The organism is Streptomyces kaniharaensis, from assembly GCF_009569385.1.
Lineage (GTDB): Bacteria > Actinomycetota > Actinomycetes > Streptomycetales > Streptomycetaceae > Kitasatospora > Kitasatospora kaniharaensis.
The window spans coordinates 3,682,255-3,698,674 of sequence record NZ_WBOF01000001.1 but is presented as its reverse complement, the minus strand read 5'-3'; the positions used below and the strand labels follow the sequence as shown (position 1 = coordinate 3,698,674).

15 protein-coding genes are annotated in these 16,420 nt (G+C 74.2%); 8 read left to right on the top strand and 7 right to left on the bottom strand.

Annotated elements, in window-relative coordinates; genetic code table 11:
- The first annotated feature begins 52 nt into the window (after window positions 1-52).
- Complete coding sequence (locus F7Q99_RS16735; protein ID WP_195911095.1) at window positions 53-1,105, top strand: hypothetical protein; 1,053 nt, start codon at window positions 53-55, stop codon at window positions 1,103-1,105.
- A 281-nt stretch (window positions 1,106-1,386) separates the two neighbouring features.
- Window positions 1,387-2,139, top strand: a complete 753-nt coding sequence (locus F7Q99_RS43660) for a hypothetical protein (protein ID WP_407697793.1) — start codon at window positions 1,387-1,389, stop codon at window positions 2,137-2,139.
- A gap of 61 nt (window positions 2,140-2,200) precedes the next feature.
- Here F7Q99_RS43660 and dapC read toward each other — a convergent pair whose 3' ends face one another.
- Together dapC and fdxA are read right to left on the bottom strand one after the other, a co-directional pair.
- On the bottom strand, window positions 2,201-3,352 hold the full coding sequence (dapC, locus tag F7Q99_RS16725) for a succinyldiaminopimelate transaminase (RefSeq protein ID WP_326846745.1): 1,152 nt from the start codon (window positions 3,350-3,352) through the stop codon (window positions 2,201-2,203).
- Window positions 3,353-3,372: 20 nt separating this feature from the next.
- Window positions 3,373-3,699 carry a ferredoxin gene (gene fdxA, locus F7Q99_RS16720; RefSeq protein ID WP_030287402.1) on the bottom strand — a complete coding sequence of 109 codons (327 nt, stop codon included), beginning with the start codon at window positions 3,697-3,699 and terminating at the stop codon, window positions 3,373-3,375.
- A gap of 131 nt (window positions 3,700-3,830) precedes the next feature.
- Between fdxA and F7Q99_RS16715 the strand changes: the two genes are divergently transcribed.
- Together F7Q99_RS16715 and F7Q99_RS16710 are read left to right on the top strand one after the other, a co-directional pair.
- On the top strand, window positions 3,831-4,844 hold the full coding sequence (locus tag F7Q99_RS16715) for a GNAT family N-acetyltransferase (RefSeq protein WP_153462403.1): 1,014 nt from the start codon (window positions 3,831-3,833) through the stop codon (window positions 4,842-4,844).
- Window positions 4,845-4,940: 96 nt separating this feature from the next.
- Entirely contained in the window at window positions 4,941-5,813 is an 873-nt protein-coding gene (locus F7Q99_RS16710) for a transglutaminase-like domain-containing protein (RefSeq protein WP_326846743.1), read from the top strand.
- A 5-nt stretch (window positions 5,814-5,818) separates the two neighbouring features.
- Here F7Q99_RS16710 and F7Q99_RS16705 read toward each other — a convergent pair whose 3' ends face one another.
- From F7Q99_RS16705 to F7Q99_RS16685, 5 genes are all read right to left on the bottom strand, one after another.
- Window positions 5,819-6,448 carry a response regulator transcription factor gene (locus F7Q99_RS16705; protein WP_153462399.1) on the bottom strand — a complete coding sequence of 210 codons (630 nt, stop codon included), beginning with the start codon at window positions 6,446-6,448 and terminating at the stop codon, window positions 5,819-5,821.
- A 149-nt stretch (window positions 6,449-6,597) separates the two neighbouring features.
- Window positions 6,598-7,857 carry a sensor histidine kinase gene (locus tag F7Q99_RS16700; RefSeq protein WP_230210242.1) on the bottom strand — a complete coding sequence of 420 codons (1,260 nt, stop codon included), beginning with the start codon at window positions 7,855-7,857 and terminating at the stop codon, window positions 6,598-6,600.
- 8 nt (window positions 7,858-7,865) lie between these two features.
- Window positions 7,866-8,588 carry an ABC transporter permease gene (locus tag F7Q99_RS16695; protein ID WP_153462397.1) on the bottom strand — a complete coding sequence of 241 codons (723 nt, stop codon included), beginning with the start codon at window positions 8,586-8,588 and terminating at the stop codon, window positions 7,866-7,868.
- Window positions 8,585-9,577 (bottom strand): ABC transporter ATP-binding protein, encoded by a 993-nt coding sequence (locus F7Q99_RS16690; RefSeq protein WP_153462395.1) that lies wholly within the window; start codon window positions 9,575-9,577, stop codon window positions 8,585-8,587. The genes F7Q99_RS16695 and F7Q99_RS16690 overlap by 4 nt, the downstream gene beginning before the upstream one ends.
- 176 nt (window positions 9,578-9,753) lie before the next feature.
- Window positions 9,754-11,910: a S9 family peptidase gene (locus tag F7Q99_RS16685; RefSeq protein WP_153462393.1), complete on the bottom strand. Its 2,157-nt coding sequence runs from the start codon at window positions 11,908-11,910 to the stop codon at window positions 9,754-9,756.
- Between the two features lie 312 nt (window positions 11,911-12,222).
- On the opposite strand from F7Q99_RS16685, the gene F7Q99_RS16680 reads away from it, so the two are divergent.
- From F7Q99_RS16680 to F7Q99_RS42600, 4 genes are all read left to right on the top strand, one after another.
- Complete coding sequence (locus tag F7Q99_RS16680) at window positions 12,223-12,417, top strand: DUF2304 family protein (protein ID WP_153462391.1); 195 nt, start codon at window positions 12,223-12,225, stop codon at window positions 12,415-12,417.
- A 31-nt stretch (window positions 12,418-12,448) separates the two neighbouring features.
- Entirely contained in the window at window positions 12,449-13,354 is a 906-nt protein-coding gene (mshB, locus tag F7Q99_RS16675; protein ID WP_153462389.1) for an N-acetyl-1-D-myo-inositol-2-amino-2-deoxy-alpha-D-glucopyranoside deacetylase, read from the top strand.
- A complete protein-coding gene (locus F7Q99_RS16670) occupies window positions 13,351-13,842 on the top strand; it encodes a DUF6113 family protein (RefSeq protein ID WP_230210241.1) in 492 nt (163 codons plus the stop codon). The genes mshB and F7Q99_RS16670 overlap by 4 nt, the downstream gene beginning before the upstream one ends.
- A gap of 226 nt (window positions 13,843-14,068) precedes the next feature.
- Complete coding sequence (locus F7Q99_RS42600; RefSeq protein ID WP_153462388.1) at window positions 14,069-16,387, top strand: peptidoglycan binding domain-containing protein; 2,319 nt, start codon at window positions 14,069-14,071, stop codon at window positions 16,385-16,387.
- Window positions 16,388-16,420 lie beyond the last annotated feature (33 nt).

Genomic DNA, 16,420 nt, shown 5'->3' with positions numbered 1-16,420 from the left:
TCCGAGTGGGTACGGTGTCGGATCAGGCATGCAGGCGCGAGAGGGGCAACGGGTGGCCAGGAGAAGGAGCGGGGAACTGGGCGACGAGTTGGCGGCCCCCCGCCGCGGCCCGGTGCGCGCGCTGCTGCTCGTGCTGATCGGGCTGCTCGCCCTCGCGCTGGTCGGCGGGCTGGCCGTGGCCGGCCTGTGGTGGTTCGGCTTCCAGCAGACCGAGGCCGAGGGCTGCTCGGTGAAGACCTCGACCGGCGAGGGCACCCTGGAGATCCCGCAGGCCGCCAACGCGGCGACGATAGCGGCGGTGGCGCGCTCGCGCGGGCTGCCGGACCGGGCCACGGCGATCTCGCTGGCGACCGCCATGCAGGAGTCCAAGCTGCGCAACCTCGCGGGCGGCGACCGGGACTCGATCGGCCTGTTCCAGCAGCGTCCGTCGATGGGCTGGGGCACCCCGCAGCAGATCGCGGACCCGGTCTACGCGACCAACAAGTTCCTGGACGGCCTCGTCAAGGTGCCCGGCTACACCCGGCTGCCGCTGACCGACGCGGCGCAGGCGGTGCAGAAGAGCGGCTACCCGCAGGCGTACGCCAAGCACGAGACCAAGGCGACGCTGCTCACCTCGGCGCTGGCCGGCCGCGAGCCCGGCTCGTTCTCCTGCGTGGTGCACGACTACACCAAGCCGGACGCGGACGACACGGCGACGCCCACCGCGGGCGCCTCCGCCACTGCGGCCGCGGCCCCGGACCGCACCCAGGTGCTGTCCGACAGGGTGCGCCGCGAGTTCGGCCGCACCGTCACCCCGGCCGCCGGCTACTCGTCGACGATCAAGGGCGCCGAGAACGCCGTCGCGCTGACCCCGGACCCGGCCGCCGCCGCGCTGACCTCCTCGTCCGACGCCGGGGCCGACGGCGGCGTGAGCGCCGAGCGGGCGAGCGGCTGGGAGGTCGCGCACTGGGCGGTCGCCCAGGCCCAGCAGCTGGGCATCGCGACGGTCGCCTACGACGGGAAGATCTGGCGCAAGACCAAGTCGGAGGACGGCTGGCAGCCGCAGCCGACCGGGACGTCGACCAAGCTCGTCCAGGTCACCCTCGCCGCGTCCGACAAGGGCTGACGCACTGACGTACGGGTTGCCGCCGAACGGGTGATTCCGGTCAACTTCGGTGGACCGGCCGCCCGTTCCGGCGACCCCGGGTGAAGAACCGTCACTCCCCTTGCCGGGCGCCGCGTCCACGGCTCCCGGTGGCGGCGAGGGGTGCCGCCACCGTGGTCATACGATCCGATCGTCGGTCAGACACTTTCCTTGCACCGGCCGCAACCTTCTGGCTTCTCAAGCGGTAACCACGTCGTCCGCCCGGCGGACGGGACGGACCCCCAGACCCTTCGAGGAGCCCCATGTCTCACCCCCTCACGCGCCGGATCGCCCAGGCCGCGCTGCTCGTGGCGGCCGGAGCGACCCCGCTGGTCGCGGCCGGCTCCGCGTCCGCCCTGGGCAGCGACGCCCTGCCCAAGACCGATCTGGCCGCGCCGCTGGGCCAGCTGGCCACCACCGACGCGGGTGCCGGCCTCCAGCAGACCACCCACCAGCTCGGCGAGGCCACCGGCGCCACCACCGTCGCCGCGGGCGTACCGACCTCGGCCGACGCGGCCCGCGCTGCCGTCACCAACCAGCTCTCCGAGGCGAAGGAGAAGGCCGGCTCGCTGACCGCCCCGGTCGACCGGACCGCCATCACCACCGGCCAGCTCTCCACGGTCACCCCGGCGACCGCCTCCGCGCTGGCCGGCAACCTCGGCCAGGCCGTCACCGCCAAGGGTGCGGACACCCGCTGCGGCGCCGCCGGCCCGGTCGACGGGCTCGCCCCGGCCGGCTCCGTCACCCAGGGCCTGCCCGGCGCCGACAAGCTGACCGGCGCCGTCCCCGGCACCGGCACGGTCACCGACAAGCTGGGCTCCGTGGAGCGCGAGCTGCCGGCCGGCCTGCACGGCACCGACGTCCTCGGCCTCGCCGAGCACGGCTCGGCCAACCGCCTCGGCGGCGTCGACCTCGGCTCGAACAACACGCTGTCCGGCCTGACCGGCGCGCTCGGCCAGGCCGGCGGCACGCTGCACGGCGTGAACGGCGGCACCGGCAGCGGGCTGGCGCTGTAGTCCGACCGCGGACGTGCGAGAGGGGCCGGTGTCGGGATGACACCGGCCCCTCTCCGTGCCGCTAGCGCGCCGCGTTCAGCCGTTCCACGGCCGAGGCGACCCGCTCGTCCGTCGCCGTGAACGCGACCCGGACGAAGCGGTCACCGGCCGGACCGTAGAAGTCGCCGGGCGCCACCAGGATGCCCAGCCCGGCCAGCTCGGCCACGGTCTCCCAGCACGGGCGGTCCTGGGTCGCCCACAGGTAGAGGCTCGCCTGGGAGTGCTCAATCCGGAAGCCGTAGGCCTCCAGCGCCGCCCGCAGCGCCGAGCGCCGGGCCGCGTACCGCTGCCGCTGCTCGGCGACGTGCGTGTCGTCCGCCAGCGCGGCGATCGTCGCCGCCTGGACGGGCTCGGGCACGATCATGCCGCCGTGCTTGCGCACCTCCAGCAGCTCCCTGACCACCACCGGGTCGCCCGCCACGAAGGAGGCGCGGTAGCCGGCCAGGTTGGAGCGCTTGGACAGCGAGTGGACGGCCAGCAGGCCCTCGTGGCTCGTGCCGCAGACGTCCGGGTGCAGGACGGAGACCGGCTCGGCCGTCCAGCCCAGCTCCAGGTAGCACTCGTCGCTGACCAGCAGCACCCGGTGTTCCCGGGCCCACTCGACCGCGCGGCGCAGCTCCTCCCCGCCCAGCACCCGGCCGGTCGGGTTGGACGGCGAGTTCACCCAGAGCAGGCGCACACGCGAGCCGTCCAGCTCGTCCACCGAGTCGTAGGCGACCGGCTCCGCGCCGCACAGCCGCGCGCCCACCTCGTACGTCGGGTAGGCCAGCCGCGGGTAGGCGATCTGGTCGCCCGGGCCGAGGCCGAGCTGGGTCGGCAGCCAGGCCACCAGCTCCTTGGAGCCGACCGTCGGCAGCACGGCCTGCGGGCCGATGTCGGCGCCGCAGCGGCGGTGCAGCCAGCCGGCGATCGCCTCGCGCAGCTCCACCGGGCCCCAGACGGTCGGATAGCCGGGCGTGTCGGTGTTCGCGGCCAGCGCCTTCTGGATCACCTCGGGGACCGGGTCGACCGGGGTGCCCACCGAGAAGTCGCAGAGGCCGCCCGGGTGGGCGAGGGCGGTCTTCTTGTACGGCTCCAGCTTGTCCCAGGGGAACACAGGCAGGAGGTCCGAAACGCGGCGCGCCGCCCCCGGGTGACCCGGGAACGGCGCGCGCGTGCTGTTGTCGGTGCTCACAGCTCAGATGCCACCAGTCGTCAGTGGTCGGCGTTCTGCGGCGGCAGGGCCGCGATGAACGGGTGGTCGCGCTCGATCAGGCCGAGCTTCGAGGCGCCACCGGGCGAACCGAGGTCGTCGAAGAACTCGACGTTCGCCTTGTAGTAGTCCTTCCACTCCTCGGGAGTGTCGTCCTCGTAGAAGATCGCCTCGACCGGGCAGACCGGCTCGCAAGCGCCACAGTCGACACACTCATCCGGGTGGATGTAGAGGGACCGCTGGCCCTCGTAGATGCAGTCAACCGGGCACTCTTCGATGCACGCCTTGTCCTTCACGTCGACACAAGGCTGCGCGATGACGTAAGTCACGCTGTCGTTCCTCCTCGGAAGGGCCGTGGCGGCCCGTTCTGTTCTGCTCGCGTGCGCGGTGAGCGCGGCGTCGTCGATGCCCGCCCCTAGTATCGCGGGTCAGGGACAGCAAATGCACAGGAGGTGCCCCGATGAGGGCAGGCGGGCCGGTCCAGGAGCGTCCGGAGGTCCGGATAGATCGCTCTGACGTGGGACGACGCGTGTCCGTCCGGCGTGTCTGCGGGTTCGTGGGCGACCGGCCGGTCTTCCGTGACGCGATCGGCGTGCTCACATCGTGGGACGATCACGGATTGACGATCGCGCCGCGGGCCGGCGAGCCGGTCACGTTCGCGGAACGGCTTCTGGTCGCGGGCAAGGTCGTGCCGCTCTTCCCGGCCCGGCGCGCCCCGCTGCCCGACGCCACGCCCGTCGAGCTCCAGCGGACCGCGGCGCGCGGCTGGCCCGCCGTCGAGCAGGAGGCGCTCGGCGACTGGACGCTGCGCGCCTCGGCCGGGTTCACCCGGCGTGCCAACTCCGTCCAGGCGCTCGGCGACCCCGGGCGTCCGCTGCCGGAGGCGCTGACCGCCGTCCGGGCCTGGTACGCGGCGCGCGGGCTGCCCGCCTGGATCGAGGTCGTCACGCCCGGCTCGCCGGACGGGCTGCGGGCCGAACTCGACCGGCTGGGGGCGGCGTACGCCCCCACGCTGGTACGCACCGCCCCGCTCGCCGCGCTCGCCCGGACCGGGTCGGGGCACGACAAGGTGCGGCTGTCGCGGACGGCGGACGCGTCGTGGCTGTCGCTGTACCGGCGGGTGACCGACGACCCGGCCCTGGAGGAGGCCGCCCGGCGGGTCCTGCACGGCGGGCCGTCGGTCTGGTTCGCCACCGTGCCCGGCGCGCCGGGTCAGCCGCCGCTGGCCATCGGACGCTGCGTCATCGACGGGCCGTGGGCCTGCTTCGGCGCGATCGAGGTCCAGCCGTACGCCCGGCGGGCCGGGATGGCCACGGCCGTCATGGCGGTGCTCGCCGCCCGCGCGGCCGAGGAGGGGGCCACCGGCGCCTACCTGCAGGTCGAGGCGGACAACGCCGGTGCGATCGCGCTCTATGACGGACTCGGCTTCACGACCAGTCACACTTACCACTACGCCCGGCTGCCCCAGGGGTAGTACCGGGCCCGGCCCGCCCGCCCTTGAGCCCGTTCGCCCCTTGTGGCTAGTTCGCCCCTTTTGCCCGTCCGCCGTACGAAAGCCGTCGCCGTCACCGTGACCGAGCAGAGCAGACACCGCTTCCGGACCGCCGCCCGCGCCGAGCACCCCGATCCGGTGCTGCTCTGCCTGCTCGCCGCCGTCGAACACGGCCCCGTCCTCGACCCGGACGACCCCGGGGAGCCGCCGAGCGTCGACGCCCTCCTCGCCGCCTGCGAGGCCGCGCTCGACCGGCACGCGGCCGCCGTCCGCGTCGCCGTCGCCGAACGGGCGCCCGCGGGGCCCGAGGAGACCGCCGCCCTGCTGGCCGCCGTCCTCGGCGGACGGGAACGTTTCCACGGGCAGCCGTCCGACTACCGGCGGCTGGAGTCCTCACTGCTGCCGGACGTCCTGCGGCGGCGGCGCGGGCTCCCGATCACGTTGTCCTTGGTGTGGATGGCGGTCGGACGGCGGGCCGGACTCACCGTCCACGGCATCGCCCTGCCCGGGCACTTCATCGTCGCCGTCGGCGGCCCGGGCGGCGGCGAGGACTACGTCCTGGCCGACCCGTTCCACGGCGGGCGGCTGCTCGACCCGAGCGACGCGGAGCGCCTGGTCCGGGCCACCGGGCACGAGTTCACGCCCGCGCTGCTCACCCCGGCCCAGCCGCTCGACATCGTCCACCGCGTCCTCGGCAACGTCCGCGCCTGGGCCGCCGACCGCCCCGAGCACGCCCGCACCCAGCTCTGGGCCACCGAACTCGCCCTGCTGCTGCCCCGCCACCCCGCCCAGCTCCGCCTCGAACGCGCCGAAATCCTGGTCCGCACAGGGGACTTCCTCGGCGGCTCGGCCGAGATGGACGCCTACGCCCAGATCCTCGACGCCTTCGATCCTGACACCGCCGCCAAGGTCCGCCAGGACGCCCGGGCGGCGAGGCACCGGCTCAACTGACGGGTCTACAGCCAGCCCTTCTCGCGGGCGATCCGGACCGCCTCGGTGCGGTTGCGGGCCTCGGTCTTCTGGATCGCCATCGAGAGGTAGTTGCGGACCGTCCCCTCGGACAGGTGCAGGCGCTTCGCGATGTCCGCGTTCACCGCCCCGTCCGCAGCCGCGCCCAGGACGTCCCGCTCGCGGGCGGTCAGCGGGTTCGCCCCCTCGGCCAGCGCCGCCGCCGCCAGCGCCGGGTCGATCACCCGCTCCCCGCGCAGCACCCGGCGGATCGCCTCCGCCAGCTCCGAGGCCGGCGCGTCCTTCACAAGGAACGCGTCGGCGCCCGACTCCATCGCCCGCCGCAGATAGCCCGGCCGCCCGAAGGTCGTCGCGATCACCACCTTCGTCCGCGGCGCCTGCTTGCGCAGCTGCGCGGCCGCCTCGATGCCCGTCATGCCCGGCATCTCGATGTCCAGCACGGCGACCTGGACGTCGTTCGCCAGCACCGCCTCCACCACCTCGTCCCCGCGCCCCACTTGCGCGACGACGTCGATGTCCCCCTCCAGCCCGAGCAGCGCCGCCAGCGCCTCCCGGACCATGCCCTGGTCCTCGGCCAGCAGCACGCGGATCGAGGCGCCGTTCTGAATGTCACTCATGGACACGACCTTAGAGGGGTTGGAGGGAGCGGTTGAGTCTCCCCCAGGAGGAGACGCCGAGGTGGACCGCACGGACGCCGACGACGCCCGCCGACTCGGCTATCGCATCGCCGAGTCGGCGCCCGCTTCGTGCCGGAACTGCCGTCCGCCTAGGCTGACTTCGAGGCCTCGGGGGTGGTGGCGGAGACCTCCCGCAGCGGCACCTCGGCCCGCAGCCGGAAGCCCTTGCCCCGCTCCCCCTGCCCGGCCGTCAGCCGTCCGCCGACCAGCGCCAGCCGCTCCTCCAGGCCCGAAAGCCCGTTCCCCGGCTGGGACTTGCCCGGCCCGCGCCCGTCGTCGGCGATCTCCAGGACGGCATAGCGCTCTCCGCTCTCCACCCAGGCCGTGTCGGCGGTGACGGTGCAGACGGTGGCGCCCTCGCCGTGGCGGACGATGTTGGTGACGGCCTCGCGCAGCGCCCACGCCAGCGCGCCGGCCTCCTCGTTGGCCAGCCCGGGCCAGGCGTCGACCAGCTCCGGCGAGGCCTCCAGGCGCACCTGCGCGGCGGCCAACGCGGTTCGGGCGGCGGCGAGTTCGACCGGCAGGGTGGGTCGGCGGAAGCCGGTGACCGCCTCCCGGACGTCGATCAGCGACTGCCGGGCGACCTGCTCGATGTCGGCGACCTGTGCCCGCGCCGCCTCGTCCTTGCCGGCGTCCATGAACCGGCCGGCCAGCTCGCTCTTCAGGGTGATCAGCGACAGCGAGTGCCCGAGCAGGTCGTGCAGGTCGCGGGCGAGCCGCAGCCGCTCCTCGGAGGCGGCCAGGTGGGCGACGGCGGCCCGGGCCTCACGGAGTTCCTGCATGGTGGCGACCAGCCGCTGCAGGCCGGTCATCGCGACGCCGGAGAGGAAGGCGCTGAGCGCGAAGGTCGCGATGTTGTCCGTACCGGCGTGGATGACCAGGCCGATCGCGGTGGTGAGCACGCCCATGCCGGCGAGGGCGCGCAGCGCGTAGCGCGCCGGCGTGATGATCGCGAGGCACACCGAGGCGTAGATGAAGAACGTCAGGAAGGCGCCGCCGAGCGCGAACGAGGCGACCACCGCGAGCACGATCATCGTCCCGACGATCACCCGGCAGGCCCGCGGCCTCATCCCGGCCATCGAGCGGAAGACCACCAGCAGGACGTAGGAGCCCACGAAGACCGCCAGGCAGGCCCAGCCGAACACCCGGCCGGCCGGGCTGTGGCCGCCGTTCAGCAGGTCGCCCGCCGGGTAGGCCAGGTAGAGCATCCACAGCAGCATCCAGGCGACCTTGACGAGCATCTGCCGGCGGGTCTCCGCGGGGGATCCGGGGACGTTCATGAACGACGCACGAGCCGCCCCCGCCTCCGGACGCTCGTCGGGGCAGTGGGTGCGGCTCGTGTCGGTCATGTGGATCATCATGCCTGGCGGGTGTCACGCCGGTACAGGACGGCGGCGGCCGCGACGAACACCACGAGGAACCCGGCCAGTCCGGCGACCGCGACGGTGTCCAGCGAGTTCCCGGGCTGGGTGAAGGTGGCCAGCTTGTTGTACAGGAACACCGGGTTGAACCGGGCGAACTTCTCCAGCGAGTCGCTCACCGGGAACCACGTCCCGCCGAACAGCGACATCAGCATGTAGGCGATCATCACGATGGTCTGCACCGAGTCCGCCGCCGCCGCGTACCCGAGCGCCACCCCGAGCGCCGCGAACACGAAGCTGCCCAGCCACAGCGCCGCCACCAGGCCCACCCACTGCGCCGCGCCCATCGACACGCCCTGGCTCGCGCCGACCGCGAACACCACCAGGATCGCCGGCAGCGTCGTCACCGCACTCGCGGCGATCTTTCCGAAGGTGTACGCCCGGCCGGGCAGCGCGGTCAGCCGCAGCTGGCGCACCCAGCCGCTCTTGCGCTCCAGCGAGATGCGCTGCGCGCTGCCGGTGAGCACCGCGCCGACCGCGCCGAAGGTCGCCATCGACACCATGAAGTAGGTCTTCACCGGCAGGCCGCCGGCCAGCTTGGTCGCGTCGTAGGCGTGGATGAAGAAGAAGTACATCAGCGCCGGGTAAGCGATGGTGAGGAGCAGGTACCGCTTGTTGCGGAGGGTCCGCAGGATCTCCAGCTGGATCAGAGTGGTCACCGCACGGTCTCCTTCACTGCGTCCTGGTGCTCGGTGTCCTGGTGCTCGGCGTCCTGGTGGTCCTGCTCGCCGGTGATGGCCAGGAAGGCCTGTTCCAGGCCCAGGGCGGTGACCTCCAGCCCGCGCGGGTACAGGCCCGCCCGGTAGAGCCCCGCGACGCTCGCGTCGGCGTCCGCGGTCCGGATCCGGACGGTCCGCACCCCCGGCACCCGGGCGGTGACGTCCAGCGACTGCACGCCCGGCAGGGTGCGCAGCACGTGCTCCTCGATCGGGCCGGCGGCCGGGGGGAGGTCCACGTCGTGCAGCTCGAACGCGACCCGGCGGGCCCCGGCGCGCGCCTTGATCTCGGCGGAGCTGCCGTCGGCGATCAGCCGGCCCCGGTGCAGCACCAGGACGCGGTCGGCGATCGAGTCCGCCTCCTCCAGGTAGTGGGTGGCGAACAGCACCGTGCGGCCGGCGTCGGCCTGCGCCCGCATGCTCGCCCAGAACGCCTGCCGGACGCTGACGTCCATGCCGGTGGTGGGCTCGTCCAGCACGATCAGGTCGTTGGCGCCGGCGATCGCCAGGGCGAAGCGGACCCGCTGTTCCTGGCCGCCGGACAGCTTGTCCACCCGACGGTCGGCCAGCTCGGTGATCCCGGCGTCGGTCAGCACCCCCGTGACCGACCGACCGCGCGGGTGCACGTCGCAGGCGAGCTTGACCAGCTCGCGGACCTTGACGTCGGCCATCAGCCCGCCGCTCTGCAGCATCGCGCCGACCCGGCCGGCCGCGATCGCCTCGCGCGGGCTGCCGCCGAACAGCGAGACGCTGCCCTGGTCGGGCTCGCGCAGGCCGAGCAGCAGGTCCAGGCTGGTGGACTTGCCGGCGCCGTTCGGGCCGAGCAGGGCGACGGTCTCGCCCGGCCGCAGCACGAGGTCGAGCCCGTCCACGGCGCGCACCCGCCCGTAGCTCTTGCCGACGCCGCGGAAGGCGGCCACCTCGGTTCCCATCGCCCCGCTCCTCTCCTCTGGTGGTGTCGTTCGCACCACCTCAGAGTCCCGCGCGGGCCCGGTCCGGCGGCAGTGTCCGCCGTCGTGCCTTCGGCATGACGGATGTCATGGCGGCGGCCGGTACCCGTGTCAGGGGTGCCGGCCGCCGAATGCGCTGGTCAGAGCAGAGGTTGGCGCTAGCGTGCGCCCAGCGCGCGCTTCATGAAGTCGACCTGGAGCAGCAGCAGGTTCTCCGCGACCTCCTCCTGCGGCGTCATGTGCGTGACGCCTGACAGCGGCAGCACGGTGTGCGGGCGCCCGGCGGCGAGCAGGGCGGAGGACAGCCGCAGGGTGTGCGCGGCCACCACGTTGTCGTCCGCCAGCCCGTGGATGATCATCAGCGGGCGCTCCAGCCCGGCGGCGTACCCGGTGAGCGAGTTGGCCGCGTACACCTCCGGGCGCTCGGCCGGGTGGCCCAGGTACCGCTCGGTGTAGTGGGTGTCGTACAGCTCCCAGTCGGTCACCGGCGCGCCGGCCACCGCCGCGTGGAAGACGTCCGGGCGGCGCAGCACGGCGAGCGCGGAGAGGTAGCCGCCGTACGACCAGCCGCGGATGGCGACCCGGTCGAGGTCGAGCGGGAACTCCTCGGCGAGCGCCTGCAGCGCGTCCACCTGGTCGTCCAGGGTGGCCCCGGCGAAGTCGAAGGCGATCGACTTCTCCCAGGCCGGGCCGCGGCCGGGGGTGCCGCGTCCGTCGGCGACGATCACCGCGAAGCCCTGGTCGGCGAACCACTGCGAGGTGAGGTGCGGGTTGTGCGCCTGGACGACGCGCTGGCCGTGCGGGCCGCCGTACGGGTCCATCAGGACGGGCAGCAGGCCGTCCCGCTCGCGGTCGTAGCCGGTGGGCAGGAAGACGGCGGACGGGATGCGGCGCTCGCCGGCGAAGCGGAAGACCGGGCGGGCGGTGATGACCGGGTCCTCGGCGTACGAGGCGATGGTGGCGACGTCGTCGACGACCACGCCCTCGGGCAGGTCCCGGGCGACCTGGACGAGGGTGCCGGGCAGGTCGGGCTCGGCGGTGGTGCGGACGGTGATGCCGGCGGCGTGCACGGCGCTGGTGACGGAGGTGAACGGCCGGCCGTTGGAAGCCTCCCAGCCGAGCCGCTTGCCGTCGTGGCTGATCCGGCCGACGGCGACCCAGCCGGGCTCGGGGTCGGTCTCCTCGGCGCCGCCGGAGGCGGTGAAGAACACCTCGTCGTCGGTGACGGTGACGACCGACCGCAGGTGCAGGTCGGCTCCGGTGACGGCCTGGTCGCCGATCACCAGGGCGCGCGCCCCCTCGAGGTCGCGGATCCGTACCAGCTTGCCGTCCGGGGTCCAGGCCGGGACGCCCTGGAACAGCTCCAGCCACGCGTCGTCGCGCTCCTCGTGCAGCACCTCGGTGGCGCCGGTGGTGACGTCGAGGCCGAGGATCCGCTGGCTGCGCTGGTCGCGGGCCTGGACGAGCAGCAGCGGCACGCCGCCCTTGGACCAGTGCACCCGGGCCAGGTACGGGAAGGCGGCGCGGTCCCAGACGACCTCGGTACGGGCGCCGTCCAGGTCGATCAGCCAGAGCCCGACCTCGGCGTCGGCGGTGCCGGCGGCGGGGTAGGCGACCTCGGCGGGCTCGCGGTCGGGGTTGGCCGGGTCGGCGATCCACCAGCGGCGCACCGGGGTGTCGTCGGCGCGCTCGACCAGCAGCCGGTCGCCGCCGGGGGACCACCAGAAGCCGCGGTCGCGGTCCATCTCCTCCTGGGCGATGAACTCGGCCTGTCCCCAGGTGACGTTCGGGCCGTCGGGCTCGGCGAGGGCGCGGTCGCCGGTGCCGTCGGTGCGGGTGAGGCGCAGCTCGCCGGCGGTGTTGGCGTACGCGACGTGGGCGCCGTCCGGGGAGACCCGCGGGTCGAGCAGCGGGCCGCGGGCGGGCAGTTCGGCGGTGGCGCCGGTGACCAGGTCGGCGGTGAACAGGCGGCCGGAGAGCGCGAAGGCGGCGAGCTTGCCGGCCTCGTCGAGGGCGTAGCCGACGATGCCGGCCGAGCCCTCGCGGCTGCGCTCGCGGCGGGCCTTCTCGGCGGGCGAGAGGTCCTCCTCGCCGCCGCCGAGCAGGACGGCCGGGTCGGCGGCGATCCGCTCCTCGCCGGTGGCGGTGTCCAGGGTCCAGAGCAGGTTGGCACGGTCGCTGCCGGACCTGGAGCGCAGGAAGACGACCCGGGAGCCGTCCGATGCGACGGAGAACGACCGGGGCGCGCCGACGGTGTAGCGCAGGGTCCGCGCGTACTGCCGGGGGAAGGTGTCCGCTGGGGTGTGGGAGGTCATGGCTCCAGACACTACGACCTCGTGGTCCCACCGCCGGGAGCATTTTGATCACTCGTTCGGAGCATCCTCGCGAAGTACGCCCCAATGGGTTCCGCACCCCCTCCGACCGGCCCATGCGCCCCACGAATGCCGCCACACTCCGGCGCGCGTCGACTCACCGAACGTCATGCTCCGCTCACCCATCGGGTATGACTGGTCACGCGAGTGACCGTCCGGCCCCGCCTCGGGCCCGGTCGCCCGACCGCACGTCCGCACGGTCCGACCGCCGTCCTCCGCGAAGGGCGGCGCACCCGAGAAGGGGTGTGAGCCGACATGGCTTTGTCCGTCTCCGCAGCCATGCTGATGCTGGTCATCGTGGTGGTGCTGATCCGCCGCTCCGGGCTGAAGCTCTCGCACGCCATCGTCTGCGGGCTGCTCGGCTTCTACCTGGCGTCCAGCTCGCTCGCCCCGTCGATCAGCCAGGTCACCAGCAACCTCGCCGGGATGATCAACGGGCTGAAGCTCTGACCGCTCCCGGCCGGTCGTTAGGCTTCCTCCCATGACCGCGACTACCGGCCGCCGCCTGCTCCTGGTGCACGCCCACCCCGACGACGAGTCGATCGGCAACGGCGCCACCATGGCCCGGTACGCCGCCGAGGGTGCCCGTGTCACCCTGGTGACCTGCACCCTCGGCGAGGGCGGCGAGGTGATCCCGCCGGAGCTGGCCCATCTGACGGCCGATCGGGAGGACGCACTCGGCCCGTACCGGATCGGCGAGCTGACCGCGGCCATGAGCGCCCTCGGCGTCACCGACGTCCGCTTCCTCGGCGGCCCCGGGCGCTACCGCGACTCCGGGATGATGGGTGTCCCCGACAACGACGCGCCGGGCTGCTTCTGGCAGGCCGACGTGGACGAGGCGGCCGGCCATCTCGTCGCGGTGGTCCGCGAGGTGCGCCCGCAGGTGCTGGTCACCTACGACGAGAACGGCGGCTACGGGCACCCGGACCACATCCAGGCGCACCGGGTCGCGATGCGCGCGTACGACCTCGCGGCCGATCCGGCGTACCGCCCGGAGCTCGGCCCGGCCTGGCGGGTCGCCAAGGTGTACTGGAACCGGATGCCCCGCTCGGTGATCGAGGCCGGGCTCGCCGAGACCGCCGCCAAGGCGCCCTTCCCGGGCACGGCCGTCCCGTCGGACGTCCCCGGGGTGGTGGACGACGCGGTGGTCACCACCGCGCTGGACGGCGCCGCCCACGCCGGGCGGAAGGCCGCAGCGATGGCCGCGCACGCCACCCAGATCACCGTGGACGGCGCGTTCTTCGCGCTCTCCAACGACCTCGGCCAGCCGCTGATCGCCACCGAGTACTACCAGCTGGTGCGCGGCGAGGCGGGGCCCGGACGGCCCGAGGACGACCTGTTCGCCGGCCTGGACCACGAGACGTCTGCCGAGGAGAGCGCCCGATGAGCAAGCCCGAAGACGCCAAGCCCGCGGACGCCAAGCCCGAAGACGCCAAGCCTCGCCGCCGCTCGCTCGCCGTGACCGTCCTCGGCACCCAGGCCGAGCGCCTGGCCGAGGCTCAGCCCCCGCTCGCCGCGCGGATCGCGGCCTATGTCCTGTTTCTCCTGCTGGGTTTCGCGGTGTCGGTCTGCGGATCATTTGTGCAGGCCTTGTGGCCGCCCGTGGGACTCCTGCTGGCGCTCGGCGCGACCGCCGCGACCTTCTACGCCGGACTGCGCGTCACCGGCACCAGGCTGGGCGCGGCGATGCCCGCGGCCGGCTGGTTCCTGGCGCTGGTGCTGGTCATCGTGCCGCGGCCGGAGGGCGACACCGTGCTGTGGACCAACGCCACCTCGCTCAGCTGGATGTTCGTCGGCTCGATCCTGGGCGTGATCTGCGCCACCCTGCCGACCCGTACCAGCTGGTTCCCGGGCGTGCCCAACTCCCCGCGCTGACCCGGCGTACGGTACCGCGCACGACGCGCAGTCAGGACCACGCGACCGCACTCCCATACCGGAGGAAACGGACGTATCAGGATCTGTCCGAACCCGTTCACCGCTCAGTTCTTCCCAGTATGGTGGTGCCGCAGAACGCCAAACCCGACGCCGCCGCCCCAGGCCCGGCGACCACGAACCGCGGTCGCGCCCCACGGCCCGCCCGCGAACCCGGAGCAGAGCAGCATTGAGCAGCCGCGAATCTGACAACGCCCACCCGACGCCCCGGCGCACGGGCCCGGACGCCTACCCGTCGGGCACCCCGCCCTACGGCTCACCGGGGCTGCCCGGCGGCGACCGGGCGGGCGCCGGTGCCGCCCAGGGCGCCGCGTCGGGCGGCGAGGACGAGGTCCAGAAGACCGAGACCACCCTGACCACCCGGGTCCGGATCAACATCCCCGGCTCGCGCCCGATCCCGCCGGTCGTGGTCCGCAGCACCGTCAAGAACGAGGACGGCCCGGGCGACGAGGCCCCGGCGTCGGAGCCGGACGGCCCGCGCCACCGCTCCGCGCCCCCCTCCCCCGTCCTCGGTGTGATGGAGGGCGGCGACCGCACGGCCACGCCGCCGAACCTGCCGCCGGAGTGGCAGATACCGCCGATCCCGGCGGCGACCAGCGAGTCCGAGTCGACCGGCGCGTGGTTCCGGCCCCGGCAGAAGAAGGCCGCCCCCGCCGAGTCCGCGCCCGCCCAGGTCCCGGCCGGTGCGCCCGCCGCGCCGGGTGCCGACGCCGAGCCGCGGCCGAACGGCGCCCGCCCGAACGGCGCCCAGGCGCCCGCAGCCCGTCCCAACGGCTCCCGGCCGAACGGCGGCCCTGCCGCGGGCCCGGACGGTGCCCGCCCGAACGCCCGCCCGGTGCCCGCCCAGGGCCAGGCGCCCGCCCCGGCCCCCGCGCCGCGCCCGAACGGCGCGCCCGCCTCGCCGTTCGGCTCCGGCCCGGAGGACCGCGAGGAGCCCGGCGTGTACGAGGCCGCGCCCGCCGCCGACCCGTTCGCCCCGACGCCCCCCGCCGGGCCCCGCGGCCCGCAGAACGGCCGTCCCCGCGACGGCGCCCCCCAGAACGGCCGCCCCCAGGGCGCCCGCCCGCAGGGCCGTCCCGGCGGCCGCCCCGACGCGGCCGGTGCGGCGGACGCGGAGGACACCTCGGTCGACGGCTTCAAGCCGATCCGCGAGGACATGCCCGCGCCGGCCGGCATATCCGGCCAGCCCCGGGGCGGCGCGCAGAGCGGTCCCGCCCGTGCCGGCGACGGCCGCCCGCAGCCGAGCCTGTTCGCCTCCGCCCCGACCGGCACCGACCCGTTCGCCGCCCAGCGCCCCGCCGCGCACCGCCCGGGCCAGGACGCGTTCGCCACCCCGGCCCCCGGTGGCCTGTTCCCCGGCGCTCCGGCCGGGCCGGGCGCCCCCGGCCGCCCCGGCGCCGACCGGGAGTCCACCGAGGTCACCCCGCTGCCGGCCGCCGCGCCCGGCCCCCTGCCCGAGCCCGCCCAGGCCGCTCCCGCACCGGCTCCCGCTCCCGCTCCCGCTCCCGCCAAGGGCCAGGGCAAGAAGAAGGGCGGCGCCGGCAAGAAGATCGTCAAGCTGGGCGTCTACGGCGTCGGCGGCATCCTGTTCCTCGGCGCCGCCGCGTACGGCACCGGCCTGATGCTGAACCAGTCCGACGTCCCCAAGGGCACCCTGGTGCTCGGCACCGACATCGGCGGCGACAACCGCGACCAGGCGATCCACGCGCTCGACGAGACCGTCGGCAAGGCCGGCCAGCAGCCGCTCAAGCTGAAGATCGGCGACCAGACGGTGGACCTGGACCCGACCGTCGCCGGGCTGGGCTTCGACACCACGGCCACCGTGGACAAGCTCGCCCAGCACAGCTACAACCCGGTCGACGTCATCAAGTCGCTGAAGGGCGGCAGCAAGGCCGTCGCGCCGGAGGTCAAGGTCGACCGGGCCAAGCTCAAGGCCGCCCTGGACGGCCTGGCCGCCGGTTCGGGCCAGGGCCTCCAGGAGGGCTACGTCAAGTTCAGCGACGCCGGCGAGCCGGTCGTCGTGCCCGGCCGGGCCGGCCAGGCGGTGGACTCCGCGAGCGCCGTCGACGTGGTCGAGCAGGCCTACCGCGACCGCGCCGCCGGCAAGCCCGACCAGCCGATCGCGCTGGGTGTCACGGCCGCCCAGCCCAAGGTCTCCGCGCAGGCCCTGCAGGCCGCCGCGGACAGCCTCGGCAAGTCCGTGGTCAACGGCAACGTGCACGTCCTGGCCGGCACCAAGAAGTGGGACTTCGGCAAGCAGACCGCCGCCAAGGCGCTCACGCTCGTCCCGGACGCCTCCGGCAAGATCGCGCCCAAGTGGGACCTGGACGCGCTCAACACCCAGCTGGGCAACGTCTTCGACAAGGTCAAGGTGAAGAAGAACGGCCAGACCGCGGTGATCACCCCGCAGGACGTCGCCGACGCCGTCACCTCGGTGATGGACAAGAGCGGCGACAAGGACCGCACCTTCAAGTTCACCGTCGCCTGAGCCGCACCCGATCAGGCCGATCGCGCCTGATTC

Bases quoted from the DNA above. Each gene is read 5' to 3' on its own strand.
- F7Q99_RS16690 (WP_153462395.1), bottom strand. From the start codon at position 9,577: ATGGGAACCGAGGTGGCCGCCTTCCGCGGCGTCGGCAAGAGCTACGGG.
- mshB (WP_153462389.1), top strand. From the start codon at position 12,449: ATGACCGCGACTACCGGCCGCCGCCTGCTCCTGGTGCACGCCCACCCC.
- F7Q99_RS16685 (WP_153462393.1), bottom strand. From the start codon at position 11,910: ATGACCTCCCACACCCCAGCGGACACCTTCCCCCGGCAGTACGCGCGG.
- F7Q99_RS43660 (WP_407697793.1), top strand. From the start codon at position 1,387: ATGTCTCACCCCCTCACGCGCCGGATCGCCCAGGCCGCGCTGCTCGTG.
- F7Q99_RS16705 (WP_153462399.1), bottom strand. From the start codon at position 6,448: ATGAGTGACATTCAGAACGGCGCCTCGATCCGCGTGCTGCTGGCCGAG.
- F7Q99_RS16700 (WP_230210242.1), bottom strand. From the start codon at position 7,857: ATGACCGACACGAGCCGCACCCACTGCCCCGACGAGCGTCCGGAGGCG.
- F7Q99_RS16715 (WP_153462403.1), top strand. From the start codon at position 3,831: ATGAGGGCAGGCGGGCCGGTCCAGGAGCGTCCGGAGGTCCGGATAGAT.
- F7Q99_RS16680 (WP_153462391.1), top strand. From the start codon at position 12,223: ATGGCTTTGTCCGTCTCCGCAGCCATGCTGATGCTGGTCATCGTGGTG.
- F7Q99_RS16670 (WP_230210241.1), top strand. From the start codon at position 13,351: ATGAGCAAGCCCGAAGACGCCAAGCCCGCGGACGCCAAGCCCGAAGAC.